At 34.5% G+C, this 20415-nt stretch carries 33 protein-coding genes; 30 read left to right on the plus strand and 3 right to left on the minus strand.

Features of this window, described 5'->3' with window-relative positions:
• The first annotated feature begins 184 nt into the window (after positions 1-184).
• From H4J66_RS06500 to H4J66_RS06530, 8 genes are all read left to right on the plus strand, one after another.
• Positions 185-598 carry a hypothetical protein gene (locus H4J66_RS06500; RefSeq protein ID WP_182172094.1) on the plus strand — a complete coding sequence of 138 codons (414 nt, stop codon included), beginning with the start codon at positions 185-187 and terminating at the stop codon, positions 596-598.
• A gap of 125 nt (positions 599-723) precedes the next feature.
• Positions 724-1047, plus strand: coding sequence for a hypothetical protein (locus tag H4J66_RS06505; protein WP_182172097.1), 324 nt, complete (start codon positions 724-726; stop codon positions 1045-1047).
• A 45-nt stretch (positions 1048-1092) separates the two neighbouring features.
• Positions 1093-1410: an outer membrane beta-barrel protein gene (locus H4J66_RS20745; protein ID WP_409049355.1), complete on the plus strand. Its 318-nt coding sequence runs from the start codon at positions 1093-1095 to the stop codon at positions 1408-1410.
• Between the two features lie 117 nt (positions 1411-1527).
• On the plus strand, positions 1528-1947 hold the full coding sequence (locus H4J66_RS06510) for a hypothetical protein (protein WP_182172100.1): 420 nt from the start codon (positions 1528-1530) through the stop codon (positions 1945-1947).
• A gap of 49 nt (positions 1948-1996) precedes the next feature.
• On the plus strand, positions 1997-2260 hold the full coding sequence (locus tag H4J66_RS06515) for a hypothetical protein (protein ID WP_182172103.1): 264 nt from the start codon (positions 1997-1999) through the stop codon (positions 2258-2260).
• 113 nt (positions 2261-2373) lie between these two features.
• Positions 2374-2565: a PspC domain-containing protein gene (locus H4J66_RS06520; RefSeq protein WP_182172106.1), complete on the plus strand. Its 192-nt coding sequence runs from the start codon at positions 2374-2376 to the stop codon at positions 2563-2565.
• Between the two features lie 178 nt (positions 2566-2743).
• On the plus strand, positions 2744-3010 hold the full coding sequence (locus tag H4J66_RS06525; RefSeq protein WP_182172109.1) for a hypothetical protein: 267 nt from the start codon (positions 2744-2746) through the stop codon (positions 3008-3010).
• A 479-nt stretch (positions 3011-3489) separates the two neighbouring features.
• A complete protein-coding gene (locus H4J66_RS06530) occupies positions 3490-3837 on the plus strand; it encodes a hypothetical protein (protein WP_182172112.1) in 348 nt (115 codons plus the stop codon).
• Between the two features lie 5 nt (positions 3838-3842).
• Here H4J66_RS06530 and H4J66_RS06535 read toward each other — a convergent pair whose 3' ends face one another.
• Positions 3843-4319 (minus strand): hypothetical protein, encoded by a 477-nt coding sequence (locus H4J66_RS06535; RefSeq protein WP_182172115.1) that lies wholly within the window; start codon positions 4317-4319, stop codon positions 3843-3845.
• A gap of 725 nt (positions 4320-5044) precedes the next feature.
• Here H4J66_RS06535 and H4J66_RS06540 point away from each other — a divergent pair.
• The 21 genes from H4J66_RS06540 (at position 5045) to H4J66_RS06640 (ending at position 16496) form a co-directional block, all read left to right on the plus strand.
• On the plus strand, positions 5045-5209 hold the full coding sequence (locus H4J66_RS06540) for a hypothetical protein (protein WP_182172117.1): 165 nt from the start codon (positions 5045-5047) through the stop codon (positions 5207-5209).
• 107 nt (positions 5210-5316) lie between these two features.
• The gene (locus H4J66_RS06545) at positions 5317-5736 is read left to right on the plus strand and encodes an MAPEG family protein (protein WP_070376745.1); all 420 of its coding nucleotides are present in this window, start codon (positions 5317-5319) and stop codon (positions 5734-5736) included.
• Between the two features lie 105 nt (positions 5737-5841).
• Positions 5842-6045, plus strand: coding sequence for a DUF3565 domain-containing protein (locus H4J66_RS06550; protein WP_070376746.1), 204 nt, complete (start codon positions 5842-5844; stop codon positions 6043-6045).
• A gap of 253 nt (positions 6046-6298) precedes the next feature.
• A complete protein-coding gene (locus H4J66_RS06555; protein WP_182172120.1) occupies positions 6299-6838 on the plus strand; it encodes a manganese efflux pump MntP family protein in 540 nt (179 codons plus the stop codon).
• A 130-nt stretch (positions 6839-6968) separates the two neighbouring features.
• The gene (locus H4J66_RS06560; protein WP_182172123.1) at positions 6969-7310 is read left to right on the plus strand and encodes a hypothetical protein; all 342 of its coding nucleotides are present in this window, start codon (positions 6969-6971) and stop codon (positions 7308-7310) included.
• Between the two features lie 499 nt (positions 7311-7809).
• A complete protein-coding gene (locus H4J66_RS20185) occupies positions 7810-8007 on the plus strand; it encodes a hypothetical protein (protein WP_259369070.1) in 198 nt (65 codons plus the stop codon).
• Between the two features lie 167 nt (positions 8008-8174).
• Positions 8175-8708 (plus strand): DUF1569 domain-containing protein, encoded by a 534-nt coding sequence (locus H4J66_RS06570; protein WP_182172125.1) that lies wholly within the window; start codon positions 8175-8177, stop codon positions 8706-8708.
• Between the two features lie 197 nt (positions 8709-8905).
• Positions 8906-9124 carry a DUF6500 family protein gene (locus H4J66_RS06575; protein ID WP_182172128.1) on the plus strand — a complete coding sequence of 73 codons (219 nt, stop codon included), beginning with the start codon at positions 8906-8908 and terminating at the stop codon, positions 9122-9124.
• Between the two features lie 99 nt (positions 9125-9223).
• Entirely contained in the window at positions 9224-9760 is a 537-nt protein-coding gene (locus H4J66_RS06580) for a GrpB family protein (protein WP_182172131.1), read from the plus strand.
• A gap of 243 nt (positions 9761-10003) precedes the next feature.
• The gene (locus H4J66_RS06585) at positions 10004-10255 is read left to right on the plus strand and encodes a hypothetical protein (protein WP_182172134.1); all 252 of its coding nucleotides are present in this window, start codon (positions 10004-10006) and stop codon (positions 10253-10255) included.
• 133 nt (positions 10256-10388) lie between these two features.
• Positions 10389-10577, plus strand: coding sequence for a hypothetical protein (locus H4J66_RS06590; RefSeq protein WP_182172137.1), 189 nt, complete (start codon positions 10389-10391; stop codon positions 10575-10577).
• A 204-nt stretch (positions 10578-10781) separates the two neighbouring features.
• Positions 10782-11318 (plus strand): TlpA disulfide reductase family protein, encoded by a 537-nt coding sequence (locus tag H4J66_RS06595; protein WP_182172139.1) that lies wholly within the window; start codon positions 10782-10784, stop codon positions 11316-11318.
• A gap of 88 nt (positions 11319-11406) precedes the next feature.
• On the plus strand, positions 11407-11601 hold the full coding sequence (locus tag H4J66_RS06600) for a DUF4177 domain-containing protein (protein WP_070376757.1): 195 nt from the start codon (positions 11407-11409) through the stop codon (positions 11599-11601).
• Positions 11602-11735: 134 nt separating this feature from the next.
• Positions 11736-12068, plus strand: a complete 333-nt coding sequence (locus H4J66_RS06605; RefSeq protein ID WP_182172142.1) for a hypothetical protein — start codon at positions 11736-11738, stop codon at positions 12066-12068.
• A gap of 97 nt (positions 12069-12165) precedes the next feature.
• Positions 12166-12525, plus strand: coding sequence for a hypothetical protein (locus H4J66_RS06610; protein ID WP_182172145.1), 360 nt, complete (start codon positions 12166-12168; stop codon positions 12523-12525).
• A gap of 214 nt (positions 12526-12739) precedes the next feature.
• A complete protein-coding gene (locus tag H4J66_RS06615) occupies positions 12740-13102 on the plus strand; it encodes a hypothetical protein (RefSeq protein WP_182172148.1) in 363 nt (120 codons plus the stop codon).
• 182 nt (positions 13103-13284) lie between these two features.
• Positions 13285-13482, plus strand: a complete 198-nt coding sequence (locus tag H4J66_RS06620) for a DUF2798 domain-containing protein (protein WP_259369073.1) — start codon at positions 13285-13287, stop codon at positions 13480-13482.
• A gap of 210 nt (positions 13483-13692) precedes the next feature.
• Positions 13693-14100 carry a DUF1439 domain-containing protein gene (locus H4J66_RS06625; RefSeq protein WP_182172154.1) on the plus strand — a complete coding sequence of 136 codons (408 nt, stop codon included), beginning with the start codon at positions 13693-13695 and terminating at the stop codon, positions 14098-14100.
• A 407-nt stretch (positions 14101-14507) separates the two neighbouring features.
• Positions 14508-14654, plus strand: a complete 147-nt coding sequence (locus H4J66_RS06630; protein ID WP_182172157.1) for a hypothetical protein — start codon at positions 14508-14510, stop codon at positions 14652-14654.
• Between the two features lie 576 nt (positions 14655-15230).
• Positions 15231-15947 carry a riboflavin synthase subunit alpha gene (locus H4J66_RS06635; RefSeq protein WP_182172160.1) on the plus strand — a complete coding sequence of 239 codons (717 nt, stop codon included), beginning with the start codon at positions 15231-15233 and terminating at the stop codon, positions 15945-15947.
• A gap of 204 nt (positions 15948-16151) precedes the next feature.
• Complete coding sequence (locus tag H4J66_RS06640) at positions 16152-16496, plus strand: N-acetyltransferase (RefSeq protein WP_182172163.1); 345 nt, start codon at positions 16152-16154, stop codon at positions 16494-16496.
• Positions 16497-16657: 161 nt separating this feature from the next.
• Here H4J66_RS06640 and H4J66_RS06645 read toward each other — a convergent pair whose 3' ends face one another.
• Positions 16658-16840 carry a hypothetical protein gene (locus H4J66_RS06645; protein ID WP_182172166.1) on the minus strand — a complete coding sequence of 61 codons (183 nt, stop codon included), beginning with the start codon at positions 16838-16840 and terminating at the stop codon, positions 16658-16660.
• A 404-nt stretch (positions 16841-17244) separates the two neighbouring features.
• On the opposite strand from H4J66_RS06645, the gene H4J66_RS06650 reads away from it, so the two are divergent.
• Entirely contained in the window at positions 17245-17763 is a 519-nt protein-coding gene (locus H4J66_RS06650; RefSeq protein WP_182172169.1) for a hypothetical protein, read from the plus strand.
• A gap of 290 nt (positions 17764-18053) precedes the next feature.
• On the opposite strand, the gene H4J66_RS06655 is transcribed toward H4J66_RS06650, so the two are convergent.
• Positions 18054-19439: a lyase family protein gene (locus H4J66_RS06655; RefSeq protein ID WP_182172172.1), complete on the minus strand. Its 1386-nt coding sequence runs from the start codon at positions 19437-19439 to the stop codon at positions 18054-18056.
• Positions 19440-20415: the final 976 nt, after the last annotated feature.

Raw genomic sequence — 20415 nt, forward strand, 5'->3', positions numbered from 1 at the left:
TGTCAGGATATTTTGACTGTAATTGTCGTACGAGTTTTTTAAAGTATGTTATGTTTTATCATGCTAGCCTCTGTTTTATATTGTTGACACATATATTATGGCTCTGGTTTGTAAAACTAACCCACGTTCATAGGCTAGCACCTTGCGGGGAGTCATTGTGTCTTGCTGCAAGGAGTATTTAAGCATGAGTGATACTAAAAAAGATAATTTCTATTGGCCTGATGTATCAACAGTAGAGTCTGCCAAAGCTGCTACCAAAGGTTCTATGTTCGTAGCATTATTTGTTGCTACAGTTACAGCCGCATTTGCCTTATATGGTATGTATAACGATCCAATTTTAGGAATTGATGCTTGGGCATTTGTCGATTCATTTATTTTTATACTTATTGCATTTGGTATTTGGAAACTAAGCCGATTCGCATCAACGTTTGGTTTGATTTTTTATATTATCGAACAAGTTGGTATGTTTATAACTAACCCGTCAGTACCTTTCTTAGCTATTTTATTTATTGTTATCCTCATTGGTGGGGTAAGAGGAACATTTAGTTATTATGAGCTTAAAAATCAAACTGTAGAGGTTTCAGAACCAGCAGCATAATAATACGTTCAGATAACAGCTGGCTGTTGTTCGTTCCTCAACATTTTAGCAAACAATTTTTGCCTGTTATTAGGGTGTTAAGTATTTCTCTAGTTCAGAGTTTGTATTTATTTTAAAGGATGTAAATGAAAAAAAACATTATTGGAATGATTTTAACTTTATTCCCATTAATTGCTTTAGGGGAAACAGTTATCGTATCAGAAATACTTATCGGTAAATCCCAACATGAAATTAAATCGTTCTTAAATCCAAAAGATTCAAATGTGAGCTATTCTGCAACTTTGAATGATAGTTCATTTGGGTTTAGATTCGGTGTTAAATTTTTCGATAATGTTTCAATTGAACTTGCTAAACATGATCATGGAAGTGTGGTTAATGAATTTACAGTTTATTATCCTACTTCGATCACAGGCACACCTTCTGGCGGAGATTGCTGTTTAGGTTCTTAGCATGACTATAACGCAGAAGCAATAATACCTATCGAAATTGAATCTATTAGGTTTGGAATAAAAGGTGAGGTAGAGTTAGTCACTAACTTTACTGTTAATGCTCGGGTTGGACTTGCTCACTGGTCATATAAAAACTATACGCCAAAAAAACTTACAAACTTTAGCCCTCCACCAGTTAGTGACGGAAGTGGAAATGATTTATATTATTCATTAGGCGCAGAATATAAGTTTTCAGAAGATTTATATCTTGGCATTGAGTACTCACTATTATCTGTAAATGAAAGCTATGCTGTCAATGATGTAAGTGGTTCTTTTAGCCATGATGTAAAAGATTTATCAATAGTTGCAGGTTGGGTGTTCTAAATACCTAAGCCACTCAAGTCGGACAAAAAGCACTTGGCTATTTGTTCCATCATCGCTATTTTAGCCAACCAATTTTTTGCCTGTTAATTAGGCGTTTGTGTTAATCATGGAAAGTGTATGCGTATAGTTTTTGTTTTAATCCTCCTAATTTTTTCAGTGACAGTTAAAGCTGAAAATATTAAACCTTTCACATCAGATGGTTGCAGTTCTTTCCCTGACGGTACATTTGATCATAATGAGCTATGGTTATCTTGCTGCACTGCTCACGATTATGCTTATTGGCAAGGTGGAACTTATGAAGAGAGGTTGGTTGCAGATAAAGAACTTCATCAGTGTGTTTTAAAAACTGGCGAGCCACAAATTGCCAAGCTAATGTTAGCAGGTGTGCGAGTGGGAGGAAGCCCATATTTTCCTACGTCATTTAGATGGGGTTATGGTTGGTCCTATCCTCGCTGGTATACTATATTAACTGAGGCCGAAAGAAAGCAGATAAATTCGATCGAAAATCGTCCATACAAGGCATTCAAGCAGGACTAATAACAGTTGGCTCTTAATGGGGCGTTATGCTGTAAAGGAAGGTTAGGCGTTGGCTAAATTTGAAATACCCATACAAATAATCGAAAGGGATGGTCCCTTCAAAGAGGTCAAGCAGGATGCTTCAATTGTTAATATTAAATTATTAAATTCGGTTGTAATAGAAAATGTACTGGTGATCTATCCTAATATAATTGCAGCTATTAAAGGGCAATCTAAATTAACATTTGAGTGTTCTCAAATTTCTTCGGTAATACAAACGGATTCAAACCTTAAGGAAAGGTCTAAAAGTGACTGGATATTTTTTGGCTTGTAACAACATAAGCTATTAAACACAGATTAAAAACAGTTGGCCTTCTCGTGCCCCGCTTATTTTGGCCAACAATTTATCGCCACTTAGCTTGGCTTTATATAACTAGGAGTATAAAAATGGATTTTGGTAAGCTTCATAAATCAGAAAAAAACATACTAGCAGGAGTTGCTGGTGGAATAGCTGCATATCAGGGGATTAATCCCTATAAAGTTAGAATCGCTTTTTTACTCACCGCACTATTGACTGGAGGGATCATTGTTATTGTATACACAGGATTAGCTTTGTGGATGTCTCCTCCTAATCGGTAATTACGAAGAAGGCAATAGAGTTAGCTATTAGTTATTTTTCACCAATCTAGCATAGTTACATTACAAGGCATTAATGCACCAATAAATAACAGTTGGCTGTTGTTTGTGCCTAACAGATTTAGCGATTAATGTGGTATTATTTCTCCATTTTTACCGTAAATACAGGTGTGAGTTAATTATGGTTCAAAACATTATAGTAGTGGCGTTATTAACTGGATCCATAGGGTTAATGCTATTGGTTATAGGTTCGATTTTTGCTGCTATTATAGCTCTGGGGAATAAACAGCACTTATTTGGTTGGTCTGTATTTTTGTGTTTTCCTCTTTCATTAGTTTATTGTGCTATGAATTGGGACAAAGCCGCATATTCTGGAAAAATGGTTTATTCAGGGGCGGTTTTACTGACAGTAACGGCTATTATTTTGAAAGCCGGTGGTGTGATTTAGAGGGGGCATATAATAAGTCTTTCAAACGGGTAAGTAACTACTTTTTAACTCACTCAGGTGACTCGATAACTGCGTATAGCGCTTTCACGCAAAGTAATGATTAAACATGGCAGTATAAAAACGCTAAATTTGCTCAAATTTTTAAGGCTAAAAATGGTTCACGACTCTATTTTATCGGATAACTTAAGCGGTTTCATAATTAATGTGATATTGCCTTTATTGCCTGTGGATCTAAAAAATAATTTGTACACCTTATTTAAGTTACCCTTTAAAACAGTTTAATTGTCATTTTTTTTGAGTGAAGGTTGGGTTATTAATTATTCTAGCATTGGCATAAATGCAAAATAGCTGGTTTTTCTTACGTTGTTCAGCATTTTAGCTAATCAATTTTTGTTTGTTGTAGGGCGTTATATATTAAAGGAATGATATTGAAAATTTAAAAGTGTGTTGTATTAGTCTTTTTGTTAAGTGGTTGTACTGTGTCCAATCATAATTTAAATAATGGGCCAAATGCCTTAGGTGGTGGATTTTCTGACAATAAGCTTCAGAAAGGGCTTTATTCTATTGTAGCAAAAACAAATTTTGCCCCATGGAGTGACTATAAGGCTGCTCATAAAATCTTTAATCGTAGAGCTACACAGTTATGTGGTATAGCTGATTTTACTGCAATTGAGCTTGTAGAAAGAGAGTTTGAACATATTCCTAGAGACCTTCCCCCTAAATATATCATCTCTCAAGTTAATGGTTATGTCATTTGCAAATCATCAAATTTGACTATTAAAGAAGCTGAAAAATTAATTCAAGCTTCATATGCAGTGAGCTTATAAGTTGTTTAAACGGATGTTTTGGGTGAACTTATTAATCTAGAAAGTCCTAGTCCGGTTAATACGAATGCAAAAAATAAAATATGAAGCCACAACTTAGGACCAATCTCAGTGTTCAACTCAGATAAAGACGTAATTGATGTAAATTGTCCTGTAGTTATCAGTTTTACAACCCATTCATTGGCAGGGGTTGCTGAAAGTGTTGTTAGCCATCCTAAAATTATTACTTGCGCAACACTTACTAGATATGAAGCGTTAAAGTTATAAATAAGGCTAGCAATAAACGTATAGAACACAGACACGCTAATATGCACAAGCCATGATAATACAATGGCGGTAGTTTCATTATAATTACCTAAGTTTATATATGCTGATGCGTGTCTCGAAGTCAACGTAAGCATTCCAAATAAAGGTTGGATTACAATAAAGGCAATACTAGAAAAAATGCCAATTAAAAATATAGTGGTGAAATCTTTAGTATTCATTTGTTACTCTTGGTGTGTTTTGATAATTACTAGACATGTTTAAACGCTGATTAATTTCGAAAAAAGTATATTTTTCAGGTAGCGGCCTAACAAGTTATGCTAAAAAGAGCATGTTCCCATTTAATCTAACAGTGTTAACATATTTGAAAAATGGCAAAACCAAATAGCATTAGATAATTTTCGTTAGTTGAATCATTTGATGTTAAAGAATATGTAATCAATCAGTAAGTTACATCATTGGTAGATAACTGTTGTTTTTTTGTTTGTTGCCGGACATTCCGCCAAAAAAATTAGTTACGAATGGAATATTTATTTTAGGAGTTAGTCGGATGAGTTTCGTTATAGATATTTTTGTTTGGTTATTAATTGAGACTATATTTGGATTTGTTTTTTATACGACCGGCGGCTTGATTCTAAAAATGCTGACCTTGGGTCAGTTTAAAATAGAATTTCATGATTTTGCTTCTTTTAAGAAGGTTAAGTCTAAAAAAATCAATTTAATCTGTCTGTTAGGAATATCCTTTTATGTGCTATCCATTGTGTTAATGGTTTATCTAAACAATTAAAATATAATAAAATACCAAGTATAAAAATAACCGTTAGCTATTTACTCCCTCATCGACTATTTTACCATCAATAACTTATTTTTAAATGGAGCATTATTTGTCCCTATAATCGTCTGTTTAACTTTAGAGTGTTTACTTATAGATTGGAGTGGAATAATAATGGTCATCTTATTTGTTATAAGTTTAATCAGTATGGTTTTGTGTTTTTATGTAGCTAAATACCGTCATGCCGATAAAACATTATGGGTGCTAGCAGCACTGCTAATTGGTCCATTAGCGATCCCCTTTGTTTTCTTTTCTAAGCCGGTAACCTCACACTCATAACAAAAACTTTTATTTTTTATATATAACAAACCATTGGCTTTTTTATTCCTCAATATTTTAGCTATGCATTATTAGTCTTTTAGAAGGCGCTAGGTGAATTTTAAAATATGAAAATTATCAATGAATACGCTTTATTTGCACCATTATTATCTTATATTTTATGGGTAGTCATTCTATATGTATTACTAACAATAATACGTGCTCCAAATATTTGGGGCACTGTTGAAAGTCCAGATGATTGTCATCCCTTTTTTAACTTAGAAAAGAGCACTAGCGCTAATCTTTCAAATCAATTTGAATGGCCGGTATTATTCTATGTTATCTGTATTATTGTAATTGCCCGGCCCGATTTATATCAAAACGCATATTTATGGGCTGCTTGGGTGTTTGTTATCGGACGTGTGGTACATAGTATTGTTCAAATAGTTTCAACAAACATTCGCCTGAGAGGCAGTGTTTTTAATATAAATTTTTTAGCGGTATTATTTATGTGGGGAATTTTAGCTTTAGATATACTAAGCCGATAAAATTTATTTGATATAATATTTAAAACTTAAATGAATCACCGGTAGTTTTTTGAACTATGTTATTCAACGACTATTTTTCACCTCTAAAAATTGTAATAGGTATAAATGAATCAATCTATTGTCGGTTATCATAAAGATGAAGAAGGTGATTGGGTCGCTGAATTAAAATGCGGTCACTTTCAGCATGTCAGACATAACCCTCCTTTTATATGTCGCCCTTGGGTAATAACAGAAAAGGGACGCGATTCGTTGTTAGGCCACCTATTAAAGTGTAAAAAATGTGACTTAGGGCAGCCATCAGATCTATAATAACCTTAGCATTTATTCCTTCTACGCTAGATGATGAAATGAGTGCTTAGTAAGATACCTAGCAGATTTATTGGTCTAATTAGTCGATTAGGTGGTTTTTTTTACCACTATCGTTTTAAGACTCGGACCTCGAACTCTATAGCAACCAAAAAACAGTGTATCTTTCATTCTAGTCAACATTCCCTTATCTGTAATTTACTTTTAATTTGGTGTTGGCTTTTTTATTTTTTGAATTTAATGGTCGAATTACTGAATGAATGAAGTATTAATTTTAGCTGTGGCATTGAGTATGGACGCTTTTGCAGTATCAATTGGCTTAGGGGCAAAACACAATAGCAAGGTTACGCCTTTGGCATTAATGTCAGCAGTATATTTTGGGCTATTTCAAGGGGTGATGCCTTTATTGGGTTATCTTGGAGGACGAGGAATACTAGGTTGGATGGAGTCTTATGCTACATGGCTAGCCTTTTTATTGCTTTTGCTCATAGGTGTTAAAATGATTTATGAATCTTTTTCTGAAGGCATAGAAGATGATATTGTAAAAGTAACTCATCGCGTTATGCTAATACTTGCCATCGCTACCAGTATTGATGCCATGGCAGCTGGCTTTACTTTTACCATTTTAGCTGTAAATCCATTCGTCGCTTGCATTATTATTGGTAGCATGACTTTCTTCTTCAGTTGGTTGGGCGTGTTAATTGGCGCTAAAACGGGTACTTGGTTAGAAAGTAAGGCTGAATTCTTGGGTGGTGTCACTTTGATTTTAATAGGTATAAATATCTTATTAAATTAGAGGGTTAATCGGCATTCAGTACGTTTACAATGAGCGAACACCTTTGATTCGCGCCATTTGTTATAAATATAACTGATAATTACTTATCTTTGGGTAGGGCATTTATATTATCTTTGTTGAGGTTAATAAAATGAAAAGTACACTAAAAAAGGTATCAGAGATTGTCGCTAAGGCGAATGACTCGTTCTACAAAAAATTTGATAATGTTGATACATTGATGGGCATAATGGATAAAAACCTACGTAACCAAGGCATGAAAGCTGATGCGATTACCATTGATTGCATAGCCCAGAACAAGAAGATTGTTGTACTCATCCATGATGATAAGCCTGATACTATAGAAATAGCACTGGGTAGCAAAGAAGGTGATATTTATTCGTCGGCTGAATACGCACTAAATGAACTGTCAGAGGCTGTTATTATAGACATTATGGAAAAAAACTTTATCTCACAAGAAAATCACACTGGCTAATTAAAGCTAAAATAATCTTTTGCCAGCGCTAGCTAACTAAGTTTAGTCGCTTAGCGGAGGTTATATTTACTCACGGTGCTAATTAAATGATTTCCTGCTTGTTTGAGTTCTTTTTTGTGGTAACTTTAGCGCAGTAAAATGGGATTATGTTTGCTGGGCAGCCCAAAATGCCAGGGTGATGCGGTATCAATAATTTCTCAGTAAGGGATATTCACATATCCTTGCAAAGAAATATCGTTTGCTTCGTCCTAATACTTTACCTAATACTTTACCTAATACTTTACCTGATATTCTGACGCTTAATGTGGCGTCATACCCCCTAGGAGTTTACTTGATTTCACGACTTAACAAAAAAACTTTGATTCGATGGAAGGTCTACATAGATAGGTCGAAAATGTATATTGGATATGTACAATTTCTCCTGATAATTTTCGTTTTTATTAAATCACTAGGTGATAATTTTGTCACTGAATTTGTATTTACAAGTCCAATGATTGCAGTGCCAATTATATTGTTCACTTTTGTTTTATTGTCGTTGATTATTGGTTACCTTGATTCCAGACTCGGCTTTCGTGAAGAAGAAATAAGGAACCATTCCAAATCTAATCCTGTGTTAATGGATATTCAAAAGTCTCTTGTAGCATTAAATATTAGCATGGCTAAAATGGAAGAAGATAGAAAGTCGAACGATACTTAATGTTTTTACTCTAAGGTCGATTTAAATAATAACTATCATAACAGTGCCAACATAAGTCATTCAAGTCGGGCAAATTTTAGCTGTACTTTCGTGTCTAGGACGGTCAATAACCTTTAGTTCACTAAACTTAACCTCTTATTGGGGGTAATAGTTTTTAAGGATTTGAAATGAAACGTAGACAGTTTGTTAAAGCTTCACTAATAGGTGGTGGAGTTATTTTAGGCGTAGGTGCCGGCGCATTTACCCTGATTAAAGAGGGCAATAAAAATAGCCTTACTGTAGAGATGGCCTTAAAAAAGCTAGATGATTTATCTGATGAAAGTCTTATCCACCAAGGCGAATGGAACCCATATCAAATATTTACCCATTGCGCACAAAGTGTAGAGTTTTCAATGTCTCAATTTCCAGAACATAAATCGAATTTATTTAAGAGTACGGTTGGTCAACTTGCATTCTCGATTTTTGCATCTAAGGGAAAGATGACACATGACTTAGGAGAGCCTATTCCAAGTGCTCCAATTATTATTAAACATCTAGACTCAACACACGCACTCATTCGTTTAAAACAATCTCTGCTCAACTTTAGCCGTTATCAGGGGATTCTTGCGCCGCATTTTGCCTACGGTGAGCTATCGAAAGCGGAGTATGAAATAGCACATGTCATGCATTTATATAACCATCTTCAAGAGATAAAGACTTAACAATGCCGTGGTCAAGTCACTAAAATAACCAAATTAATGTTAAGTGCTTTGCATAGTTTCTGTTAATTGAATCTAAAATAGAAACGTTAACTGACTCATCAGGTATTTGCATAGATTGATGTTTATAAAAGATAAAGCCGTTAATATACCTTATAGGTCTGTGGGTTAATGGTAAATTACAAGGCGATGAGTAAACAATGAAAGCAGAGTTACGATTAAAAATTATCAACGTTTGTAATAAAAAAATAGCGAGTAATGGTGACAACGTTGGACTATCATTTTATGCCTTTTTTGCTAATAAAAATGAAACACCTGAACTCCTTATGGAAGTTGCAACATGGTGGATACAGACTCACAGATTAGATCATTTCGTTAAGGCGATTAAAATTAAAACCATGGTAGAAAATGGTTTGTAATGGAAGATAACCAATCGCATAATTGATAACATTTAACGCCAATTTTTTCACTGCACTTAATATAATAATCGACTGTGATTTCGCACTTGGTGAGGTTTAATGACAAAGGAACTACAAAATATCAGTCAAGCCGCAATTGTTCTCGAAGCGTATAATCCATCTTGGGATGATAAATTTGCAGCAGAAAAAAAACGCCTAATAGCTGTTGCAGGTGATTGGCTTTATGGTTCTGTTGAACATGTAGGTAGTACTGCTGTTCCGGGCATGATTGCGAAACCGATAATAGATATAATGTTTGGCGTTAAGTCTTTGGAACTGGCTCAACCTGCTATTATAGCGCTTGCCCAAAACGGTTATAAATATTGGCCTTATAAGCCTGACGTGATGCATTGGTTTTGTAAACCTTCAGATGAATTTCGCACGCATCACTTACATTTGGTGCCATTTGAAAGTCCACTCTGGAATGAACGTTTAAGGTTCAGAAATTTATTACGTTCAAACTCAGTTATCGCTAACGGATACGCAAATTTGAAACAAGAATTAGCCATTACTTATAAAAACGATAGGGATGAATACACTAAGAAAAAGTGGCCGTATATTCAGCAAGTTTTACATGAAAACAAACTCACATCATGAAAATGATTTTACAATGAGTGCTATCTGAAAAAAACATTTAATCTGTACAATGAATATAGCCATTATAACATTAGCCCTTAGCTATTTTTTACCAAGGATAAAGCCTTTGGGTTAAAGTGAATCGCTCAAAACGCTATGTGCCTAATAGCCACAGAGTGGCATTCGTAAAGTTTAAAGTTTATTTAGCGGCTAACAAAAGCTATTTTATTGTCTATAAATGGGCATAATCAGTAAAGGTATTATATGAACGCGTGTGAATTAATAAAATTATTATCTAAAAAAGGGACTGAAGATCTATCAACTTCATTACAGTGGATCAAACCGATACCTGAAGAGGGGACTGCTTTAGTTGAGAAGATAGATATGGCCTTAAATATTGTTAAATTTTCTCAATCTAGACAAGCTGAATATGGAGGGATAAAATCCTCAAACAATCATTTAGACTCTCTAATACGTTTAAGTGCTGAACTTAAAAGTATTCTTGAGAAAACCTAAAGTAAACTAGTTAAACCTAACGGTAATAAATTAAACAGGGCAGGTAATAACGCAAATAGCTGTGCTACTAATTTGGCATTTTGCCAATGATAATATTACTCTCTACTGAGAGGGGATGAGCAAAGGAATGCAAATGATTAAATTGAATCTTTATAAATATAGTAAAGCCTTATCGTTAATTAGTTTAATAGCGGTTACTTATAAATATTGGGGGTTTGGTTTTTGGGAAGCTATTTTTATTTTGCTCCCTTACCTGCTGGTATTTTTGCTTGCAAATCAAGCCGCTTATAGTAGCCCTTTGTTAATAGGTTTAGGGCGATAGCAGGCGTTATTGTTTCACTATTATGCGGAGTATTATTATTTGGCATAACGTCTTCTGCTAAAGCAGGTATTGGATTTATGTTTGTTGTTGTTATTCAGTATGGTGTTATTTTCGTGAGTGAAGCACTCATTGGTTTATTCACTTATCAGGCTGATGGCAAATAAGACTGGTTAAGCAGCGCTAAATAAACATTGGAGTACGACGTTGAAAAAATGGATGTTAATTTCTTTACCTATATTATTTTTTATTGGCTTTGCTGGGGCAAACTATCAGGGCTTTTTATCGCCATCATTTTCATCTGTTGTAAACAAGCCCATTCAAAGAATAGATTTAATAGACCTTCAAGGAAGTCGTCATTCTTTTGATGAACTAAAGGGGAACGATACCGTTATTTATTTTTTTGCTTCGTGGTGCACCCCTTGCTACAAATCTTTAATGACGCTAGAGCAAGTGACCGCTAATAAGCAATTACCCATTAATTTATTAGCGATTGCCTTGGATGAAGATATTGATGAAATTAACCGCATGTTAATTAAAATTGGTTTTACAGGTAAAGTGTGGATAGCTAGTGAGGGTAAAATGGCCTTACAGAAACGTTATTTTGGAAACGAAAGACGTGCTGTTCCTTATGTAGTCAAGCTTGATAGAGACACAAATATTATCGAGAGAAGCTATAAATTAAATCAACTTACCCAATGGCAATCAGTGTTAAGGGATGGTGTATCTTTAAATAAAATATAGAACTTATAACCAATAATTTAGCAGGTTAATAAACCTCCTTAGTTAAGTTTGAGGCCGGCATTATTGAATTTCCTTGAGGATAAAATTGATGAAACAGTACAAATATAAAATAGTAGATACCAGAGATGTTGAGACAGCAGGACTGTTTAAAGGGAGAAAACGAGAAGATGTTGAAAGTTATCTCAATACACTTGGCAGTGCTGGCTGGGAACTGGTTAATGTAGACTTTCGTGAACTTGAGGGGGGTCTTGAGTTCGCAGGTGTCATGAAAAAAGAAATTTAGGGCATGTACCGATCTAAAATACTTAAGCAGTTCACTATGACTTCATAGAGCTGGCGAGGTTACTTAACTTCGTTGTATTATTTAGCTTACATTACTTCGCTGATTATTTGGCGTTATACAAAACAGAGAGTTCGGTGGAAAATTCAAAGACTAGGGCTTCAATAAGCTTCAGGTTCAATCGATTAGATAAGATGCAAGCCTTTACACTCGAGCGAGAGATACTAGGCTCATTGTACGATAAAAATGTTGAAAATAATGTTTATGTTGTTTGTGTACCCTTAACGGACACTAACTTCGACGACATTAGTGACTATTATGTCCGACAAAGAGTTAATATTGAAGACTGTGATATATTTGTATCGGTTAGCTCGGATTCAGGTACTAAATGCTTTGATATACCTGTGATAGTCAATCGCATGTTAAAATATATCGATTGTAAATTAACCTTTGCTTTTACTGTATTATAAAGACTTTAAAACAAGTGAATCAAACGGATAAATTACAGTTGAGGGCTTGTCTATTACAGACCGCAACGTTAGCGACGAAGAACGATAGGGAGATCGAATGAAAACACTATCATTTATACTATTAAGCTTTTCCTTGTCTTGCACTGCGGCAGAGGATTTTTTGAATAAGTATGCGGTTAATATTGATGGCATGCTGATGAGTAAGCTCTTACCCATAAACGAAATGGATACGCTGACCCATAAATTTGAACCTGCCATCACTTTTAATTGCGGTGTTAGCAGTCGAGTTTACGCGCTCGATGAGCAGCTAAAATTTAAATTTGAAAACGGTCAGTTAAGAGTTGTTTCAAGCTTTGTCTCAACCGGCAATATAATATCTTATACACCACTAAGAGCATTAAGTGGTTCTGCATTTCGTCCCGCTTTATTTAAAGGTTATTATTTTATTTCTGAGTGATTTTGCGATATAAGTCATTGAGAATGAGTATTAAGGGGTCTGTTTTTTGATTCGTTTAAAATAAAAGGCATTAATTAACTGTTTATCAATTATTTAAGTAGTTTTTGTTAACTTGATGCAGAAGCTAAAATAGTCTTTGATGGATAAGTGTTAAAAAACGTAATCGATAGAGTAAATTAGAATAATATTACCTATCGCTTTAACGACATCGTTTTTGTGTCATGCTGAACACACCCTGTTAGAGCGTTCTTTATCGCAAGAGTTAACTAAGGCAGTTGCTAAAATTAACGCTAAAGGCGCTCAAATAATTGATGAAGAAACAAGACTTGATTACGCAGCAACATTCAAAAATTTCATTATCTATAATAACACTATGATCAATTACACCGATGATCAACTTGATGTAAAGGCTTTTGAGCCAATTATAGAGAAAGTGTTGATAGGTACATTGTGTGCGAATAAAGCGTTAGAAAGTTTTATAAATTTGGGGGTAATAATGGTGTACCGCTTTCACGGTAAAAATGGTTTATATATAACAGAACTCTCAAAAGATATGTCAACTTGTAAAAAAATATAATAAGCTTTTTAAATAATTAAATTACCGGCGAAGCTAAATAAATGAACGGGGTTATTTAGCGCAAAGTTAACAAGACATAAAAATTTTCTTTTTAATCTCAGTAAAGCACTGAGTCTTAGCACAATCGATGAGTATTCAAGATGATTTCACGTAAATATCACAAAGTTGTATTTTCTTTTTTTATGGCGTTACTTATGTCCTGCGTAATGTCTTTTGTTATAAGTGTGTTTAACGTAGGTATGGTGAAGAATATTGTTCCTATATGGTTAAAAGCGTGGAGTTTCGCTTTTATTTTTGCTTTTCCAACTATTTTAATTATATCTCCTATTGTACATAAATTGGTTAATCTTTTTTTGCAAGAAGAAGAACATAATATATGATTAAAACGAAAAGAACCGTTGGCATTTAATACGGTCTTGTTTATTTTGGCTAACTGATTTCTTTATTTAAAGTATTGTGAGTTTTTTAAGGAAAAGCTATGTTTAGATGCATTATGTTTATTCTTTATCGCTACTGAGTCAGTTTGCTGTTGCGCTAGATTACACACAGGAGATCACAGAACAAGAGATACAAGAAAAATATCAGCTTTTATGCCAATAGAAAAAAGAAATATTTTGTTACTGTTATCAAATTCTATAATAGATTTACTAAAAGAAAGCGATGAAATAGCTATTCGTGCAAATATTGACACCAGTGCTCCTGATGGAATCAAGGGTAGTTGCGAAGTAATGATTAAAAGCACATTAGATTATGAGCCTATAAAAGGTGAGTTTTATTTTAAAAACCCTAGAATTGTCAGTTTAGCCATTGATAAAGTCGCTAAAAATTTCATTCCAATAATACAAAATATTGCGCAGGCAGCGCTTTCAAAAGTGATGGCCGTTTATCCAGTTTATAAATTTAAAGATGAAAATGTAAAACACAAATTAGCCAAAGCAGTATTGAAATCATTGGAAGTAAAAGATGAAAAATTAATTATAACGTTTGGAGTGTTTTAGATTAATAAACAATCAGTTGACTAGTCTTGTTTATTTTAGATATAGCAAAATTATATTCTACGATTGTAATGTGACAGATTGTCGCGTTCTAAGAAGAATTAATAGCAGAAGTTAATTTATGGATTTAACAGAACTGGTTATATTCTCAGCTATCGGCACTTTAGCTGGGGGTAGCGTTAAGGTTAATGAAAGTGACGGGCTTTGGCTTACTCGGTAATATCGTTGTTGGTATAATAGGTGTAGTGGTTGATGGCATCATGAAAAAGGCCTAGTAGCCTGAACCGACAGATGAAATAAAAGCATTATCCCTTAATTTTATTTATTATAATCGTAATCAAGGGCGCAATTATTCGGGGGATGCCGTATTATTCATGCTAGAATTTTAAGATACCCAGAGGAGAATACGAGTGGCTAAGCAAAATTACTCTTTCGAAAAGCGTCAGAAAGAAATAGCTAAAAAGAAAAAAAAGGAAGAAAAACGTTTGAAAAAATCAGCTGTAGAGGAGATACCGTCAGAAGACGAGCAAGTTATCTCTGAAAGTGACGATAATTAACACCTGGTAGCTTCATACTTGAAGTCATTAAATAAGGTTAGCCTTGCTATTTTTTTCAAATTTTAGCCAACTATTTTAGCTTATATGACGTGTGTTTACTGATAAGTGCTATTGCAGGGTATTTATTTTTAGGGTGAGTCATTATATGAAAAAAATAATGTTATTATTTTTATCGTTTTCTTTTTACTCAGCGGTTGTGTCTCCAGTTCAGCATTAAATAAAAGAGCTTATAATAATGCCAAGGCAGGCGATTACTATGAATCTATTGGTCAATCTGATGCAGCTAAAGAGGAACGAGAGATGGCTAGGGAAAATCTTGAAAATTCATACCGTATTGATACTATCTTATTTGATTTATTATCTGGTCACAGCGAACAATAAAATATAGTTTTTGATGTTTTCAATTAAATATGCAGACCGAAATTTCTAACCATTCAATGCTTCAACACAATTTGATATTTTTAAATGATGACAGCAAACTCATTGGCCTAGCTTATCCGACAACTGAGTTCATTTTTTCATGGCTTAACAATATATGAGTATTAAGTCGTGTTACTAATTAAAGAAGAGATATTTATGTTTACAGGAATAATTCAATCGATAGCTAAAATTATCGATATTACAGATGAAAAGGGTATCAGAACTTTTGTTATTGATTTCAGTAAAGGTTTTTGTACTGATCTAGAAATAGGAGCAAGTGTTTCTGTTGACGGAGTATGTTTGACAGTTACTGAAATAGTGTCTGAAGTTAGGGTCAAGTTTGATGTAATGCTACAAAGCCTTTTAATAACGACCCTCAGCGAATATAGAACAAATACCTGTGTCAATGTAGAGCGAGCAGCTAAAGAGGGGGCTGAAATTGGAGGTCATCCTCTGTCGGGGCATGTGGACTTTAAAACCCCTATTGTCAATATTACTCATATAGAAGACAATTATTGTATTCGTTTAGGTTTGTCAAAAGAATGGAAGCGCTATGTCTTTCCAAAGGGCTATATTGCCTTAAACGGAGCCAGTTTAACCATTTCTCAAGTGAATAAGACAGAGCAGTGGTTTGAAGTTTGGTTAATTCCTGAGACTCGAAGGATGACAGTGTTTGAGGCTAAGACTGTTGGCGAAAATATTAACATAGAGATAGAGCGCGGCACTCAAGTTGTTGTTGACACTTTACGCGATGCACTGGAAGAAAATCTAGGAGCTTTACTGCCGTTATTTGAGAAAATTCTCTCTGAACAAGGCGTCGATATTAATGCGTTAGGGCATAATATAAAATCCCCAATAAATAAAAACAGCTAAAATAGTAAGCTATTGCTTCGTAATATTAGCTGTTTAAACGGCTAATATTTAACTGATATTTAAGGGTGAATGTAGAGTGTTTATGGATAACGAACTAGTCATTAGGGAAGCAAAATTAAGTGATCATTCGTTTATTTTTAAACTTTCGCCTATTTTAGCTAACGTTGCTCAGTTATCTTGGCATTCTGACGATGTTATTCAAAAATGCAATTTGATTACATTGCCGAAATGCTTGCTGAATCATCACATGCCAACGTTACCTTTATCGCTGCAAAAAGTGATGTTTCTTTGGGGTTTATTCATGTTAGAACCCATAAAGACAGTATCTCTGGTGAGATGTCTGGAACAATACCTTTGTTGGCTGTTTCACCTGAGTCACAGGGGTTAGGTGTTGGTAAATTTTTAATTGAGTTTGCTGAAAAATGGTCTAAAGATTTAGAGTGCAGGTTACTGCATCTGGAAGTTTTCGCTAATAATACAAAAGCAAACAACTTTTACCAAACATTAGGTTTTAAACCTGAAACGGTGCAGATGATTAAAACGATATAGGTTGTTATATTTTTAAAACGTAGTGACGGTACTTGGTCGTTCACTACGTTTATTGAGTGTTTTGAAAGCGGTTACTATTAATTGATATAACTTAAGCTAAGCCACTTTGTGAATATCAGCGTTTATTGATCTGTTAAACGACTGTGATCGCACTCAGCTTGCTATATTTCTGTTGCAGAGGTTACTTTCGTATATTCATAGTTAAATGCTCTGACTTTCTTACCTGAGTCAGCTATAAATTCTACGGTAGTTGAACGGGGTAATATCAATACCGCTTCGTATTCTTCACCCATTAAAAAAGTGTCATTGCCACATACTAGGTTTTGAGTTAATTTTATCCGCATTACTAATCTTCGCTATGTTAAATTAATTTAACTTATCATATCATCTTTTTATGAACATATTAGTGCAAAAATTCGTCAGGCTGATTTCAATGATAATTTTGGCTAATATAGTAAGAATAATCAGTCATTATTATATAGATATGGGTTTGTAAATTTTCAATACTGAAAGATTAGTGTTTGATTATACTGTGAGGTAAGGTGGTAATTATCGATTTATTTTCACTAGCCAATGGCTCTAATACTTTTTTAAAAAACCGATATGGCCGTGAAGCTTTTAATTTTATCAGATCAAATATTAATAAAATATCAAGCAACAATTTCGTTGAAAATAAATATTTATCGCGAGGGCACCATTATAGCGGTAATATGGAAAATTAACTAAAGCGCAGGTAAGGCAATTTTATATGTCATCTACAGTAAGACTGATTCTTTCGGCGGGGATCTCATTTTGTTTTTATTTTGCTTGGTCATATTGGGCGAATGGTTTAGTCAGTGAAGATCAGTCACTGGTGTTAAGATCGGCAGTTGTTCAAGGAACGTTAAGCGGCACGATTACTATTTTATTTACTTTTATATTAGAAAAGTCAGTGTCGAAATTTGGGAAAAGTTATCTCTCATTAATATTTGTTGTGCCTATTATCTGTACAGTATTTTCTAAAACAAAACAAAACATCGCCATTTTTAGAACCTTCAGAAATGCCTTAGACCGCTCGGCTAAATATTTAAGTAATAACGCTATACCAGGTACTTTGTTAGCACCACTCTTACCTATAGCGATTCAATCTTCCATTGCTATTGGTGTTAACCTTATTAACCATACGCCTAATTTATGGTTAACGGTTACACCTAGTATAGTCATTACCGCTATTTATGGTTATGTGTATACCTTCACTTTACTGAATAAGCCTGCTGAGCCAGCTTGATTAGTTACCTTAATTATTTATAAAATTAACTAAATTATATTTTCCGATTAAATTTAGCCTACAGTACTATCTGCTTAATTATTGGCACTATTGAAATATGTTTACTGTCTTTGAGTTTTAGTTTTCTTACTGAAAATAACACTGAGTTAACCCATTTCAATAATGAACGATTAACGAGTTAGTAAGCTTGGCTGGTCATCTTAAATAAGGACTAATCGATGAGTTATAACTCCGTGATCACCTCTAAAAAGATCACGGGGAACGTTTTTCTTTATTGGGAAAGCTATCGATTATTGGATTTTATTAACACCACCAATTAGCTGTTTAGGATCTAATCGTGCCATAAGCTCTGCTTCACTGATATCGGTTAGTTCGATAGCGACGTCTATTACGGTCCTTTTTTCTATGTATGCTTTTTTAGCAATCTCAGCACTTTTTTCATAGCCGATTAAGTCAGTTAACGCGGTTACTAAAATTGGATTTTTTGCTAAATTTTGCTTAATTTCGTCATGATTCACGCTTATATCTTTGATAACCTTGTCAGCAAGAGCGTTGGCGCTTGAACTGAGTAGTTGAATACTTTGCACTAACGTATGAGCAATTAAAGGTAGCATGGTATTAAGTTGAAAGTTGCCAGATTGTCCTGATAACGTAATGGTTGTGTCATTACCAATGACTTGTGTGCAAGCCATTAAAACCGCTTCAGGGATCACTGGGTTGACTTTCCCTGGCATAATACTGCTACCTTTTTGTAGTTCAGGTAATCGAATTTCATTTAATCCATTTAATGGTCCACTGCTTAGCCAGCGAATATCATTGCTAATTTTACTTAAACTAACCGCGGTAGTTTTAAGAATACCGCTAATGCATACCGCTGTATCTTGCGCACTAATTGCCCGAAAATAATTATCGGCAGGCATGAAGGTTAAGCCGGTGTTCTCTGTTAAGACGCGAGTGACAATCGTGGCAAAATCTGGGTGTGTATTAACTCCAGTGCCTACCGCTGTGCCGCCAATGGCAAGCTTGTATAAACTTGGTAAGTTATTTTGAAGCTGCTCATAGGCATAACTCACTTGAGCACTCCAACCACTTATTTCCTGAGCAAAACTTAATGGCATTGCATCCATTAAATGAGTACGCCCTGTTTTTATGGTGTCATGATGCTGCTCGGCTTTGTTGTCTAAGGTGTTACGTAAGTGTTCTAGCGAGGGTAATAACTGTTCAGCGATAAGTTTTGCTGCACTTAAGTGGATACAAGAGGGGATCACATCGTTAGAACTTTGTCCCATATTTACATGATCATTGGGGTGAACGTTTATGATTTGATTACTATTTAACTTAACTAATGAGGCAATTACTTCATTTGCGTTCATATTCGTGCTGGTTCCCGACCCTGTCTGGAAGACATCAACGGGGAACTGATTATCGTGGAAACCATCCGCAACTTCTTTGGCAGCCAATTGAATTGCTTCAGATTTATCTGCATCAAGTAGACCAAGTTCTTGGTTCGCTTGTGCAGATGCGCTCTTGATTGTGCCTAGTGCCCAAAGGAAAGCGCGTGGCATTTTTAAATCACTAATGGTGAAGTTGGCTAATGATTTAGCTGTTTCATTACCGTATAAACAGGCAGTTATATGCTTTTTATTAACTGTTGTTTTATTGTCTTTTATTTGCATTTAGTTAGCCTTTTTAAGTATCACGCACATTAATCATAGAGTAAGGTCGAACAGAGTCTATTGAATAGGGTACTTCTCAAATATTAGTTTTGCCTTAACCACTTTAAGGTCATTAGCATCATTCAATTTTTCTCTCTGATACTGTGCGAATGAGTTTATTTGCTCTAGATTAAGACTACAGGTTACCGTTTAATCTTGCCAATTTAAAGACGCTAATTGTTTAGGTGCAATAAGTGACTTTTTACCGCAGGGCGAGCAATTACAAATAAAAGTATTACTGAGTAAAGTGAGCCAAACAAAATAGGAGGTGTTGTTTAACAACGAAAATGATGATGGTATTGAGCATGTTGCAGTGATTCATCATTTCTACTGGGATTATATTTTGTACAATGCGAAGCTGCTAACTTGCACAATAAAATGTTTACCAACGTCATTCAATATCCTAGTTCATTTAATTCATGTTGTTAACGAGCAAGCACTGTTGAGCGAATTAACATTGCGGTTAGCGCTAAAATTTAATAATTAATTAATAGTTAGAAATTAACCATATTCTATCAATGGTATTGGCTAAGGGTTTAAAGCTTCTCTCACATTAGTAACCCTTTTGGGGATCCTAATGTAGCTGAATTTTAATTTTTAGGATGAGAAATATCGTTAAGTGAATTTCAACTTTAACCACTATTACATCATCAAGTGATAAAATTACGAATGTTTATCGCTTCAAGTTAGGTCATGTATTCACTTTGATCATGACGTATTTCAATAGATATATGTGATAAAAATTCTTTTAAAATACATTTATATTCGTTTGAATCTAAGGGCGCCGCAATAAAAGGTGCGGTTAATGGTTTAATGAAAGAAGTGCTAGAAGCACTTTTACGAGGGCATTTAGGTGCTGAGGTTATGACAAAAGAGCAACGATTAGTAGAAGTAGCGATTAATTTTTTTATTGAATAAAAAAAACAGTTATGTAATC

The sequence above is a fragment of the Colwellia sp. MB3u-55 genome (assembly GCF_014076785.1).
Classification (GTDB): Bacteria; Pseudomonadota; Gammaproteobacteria; order Enterobacterales; family Alteromonadaceae; genus Colwellia_A.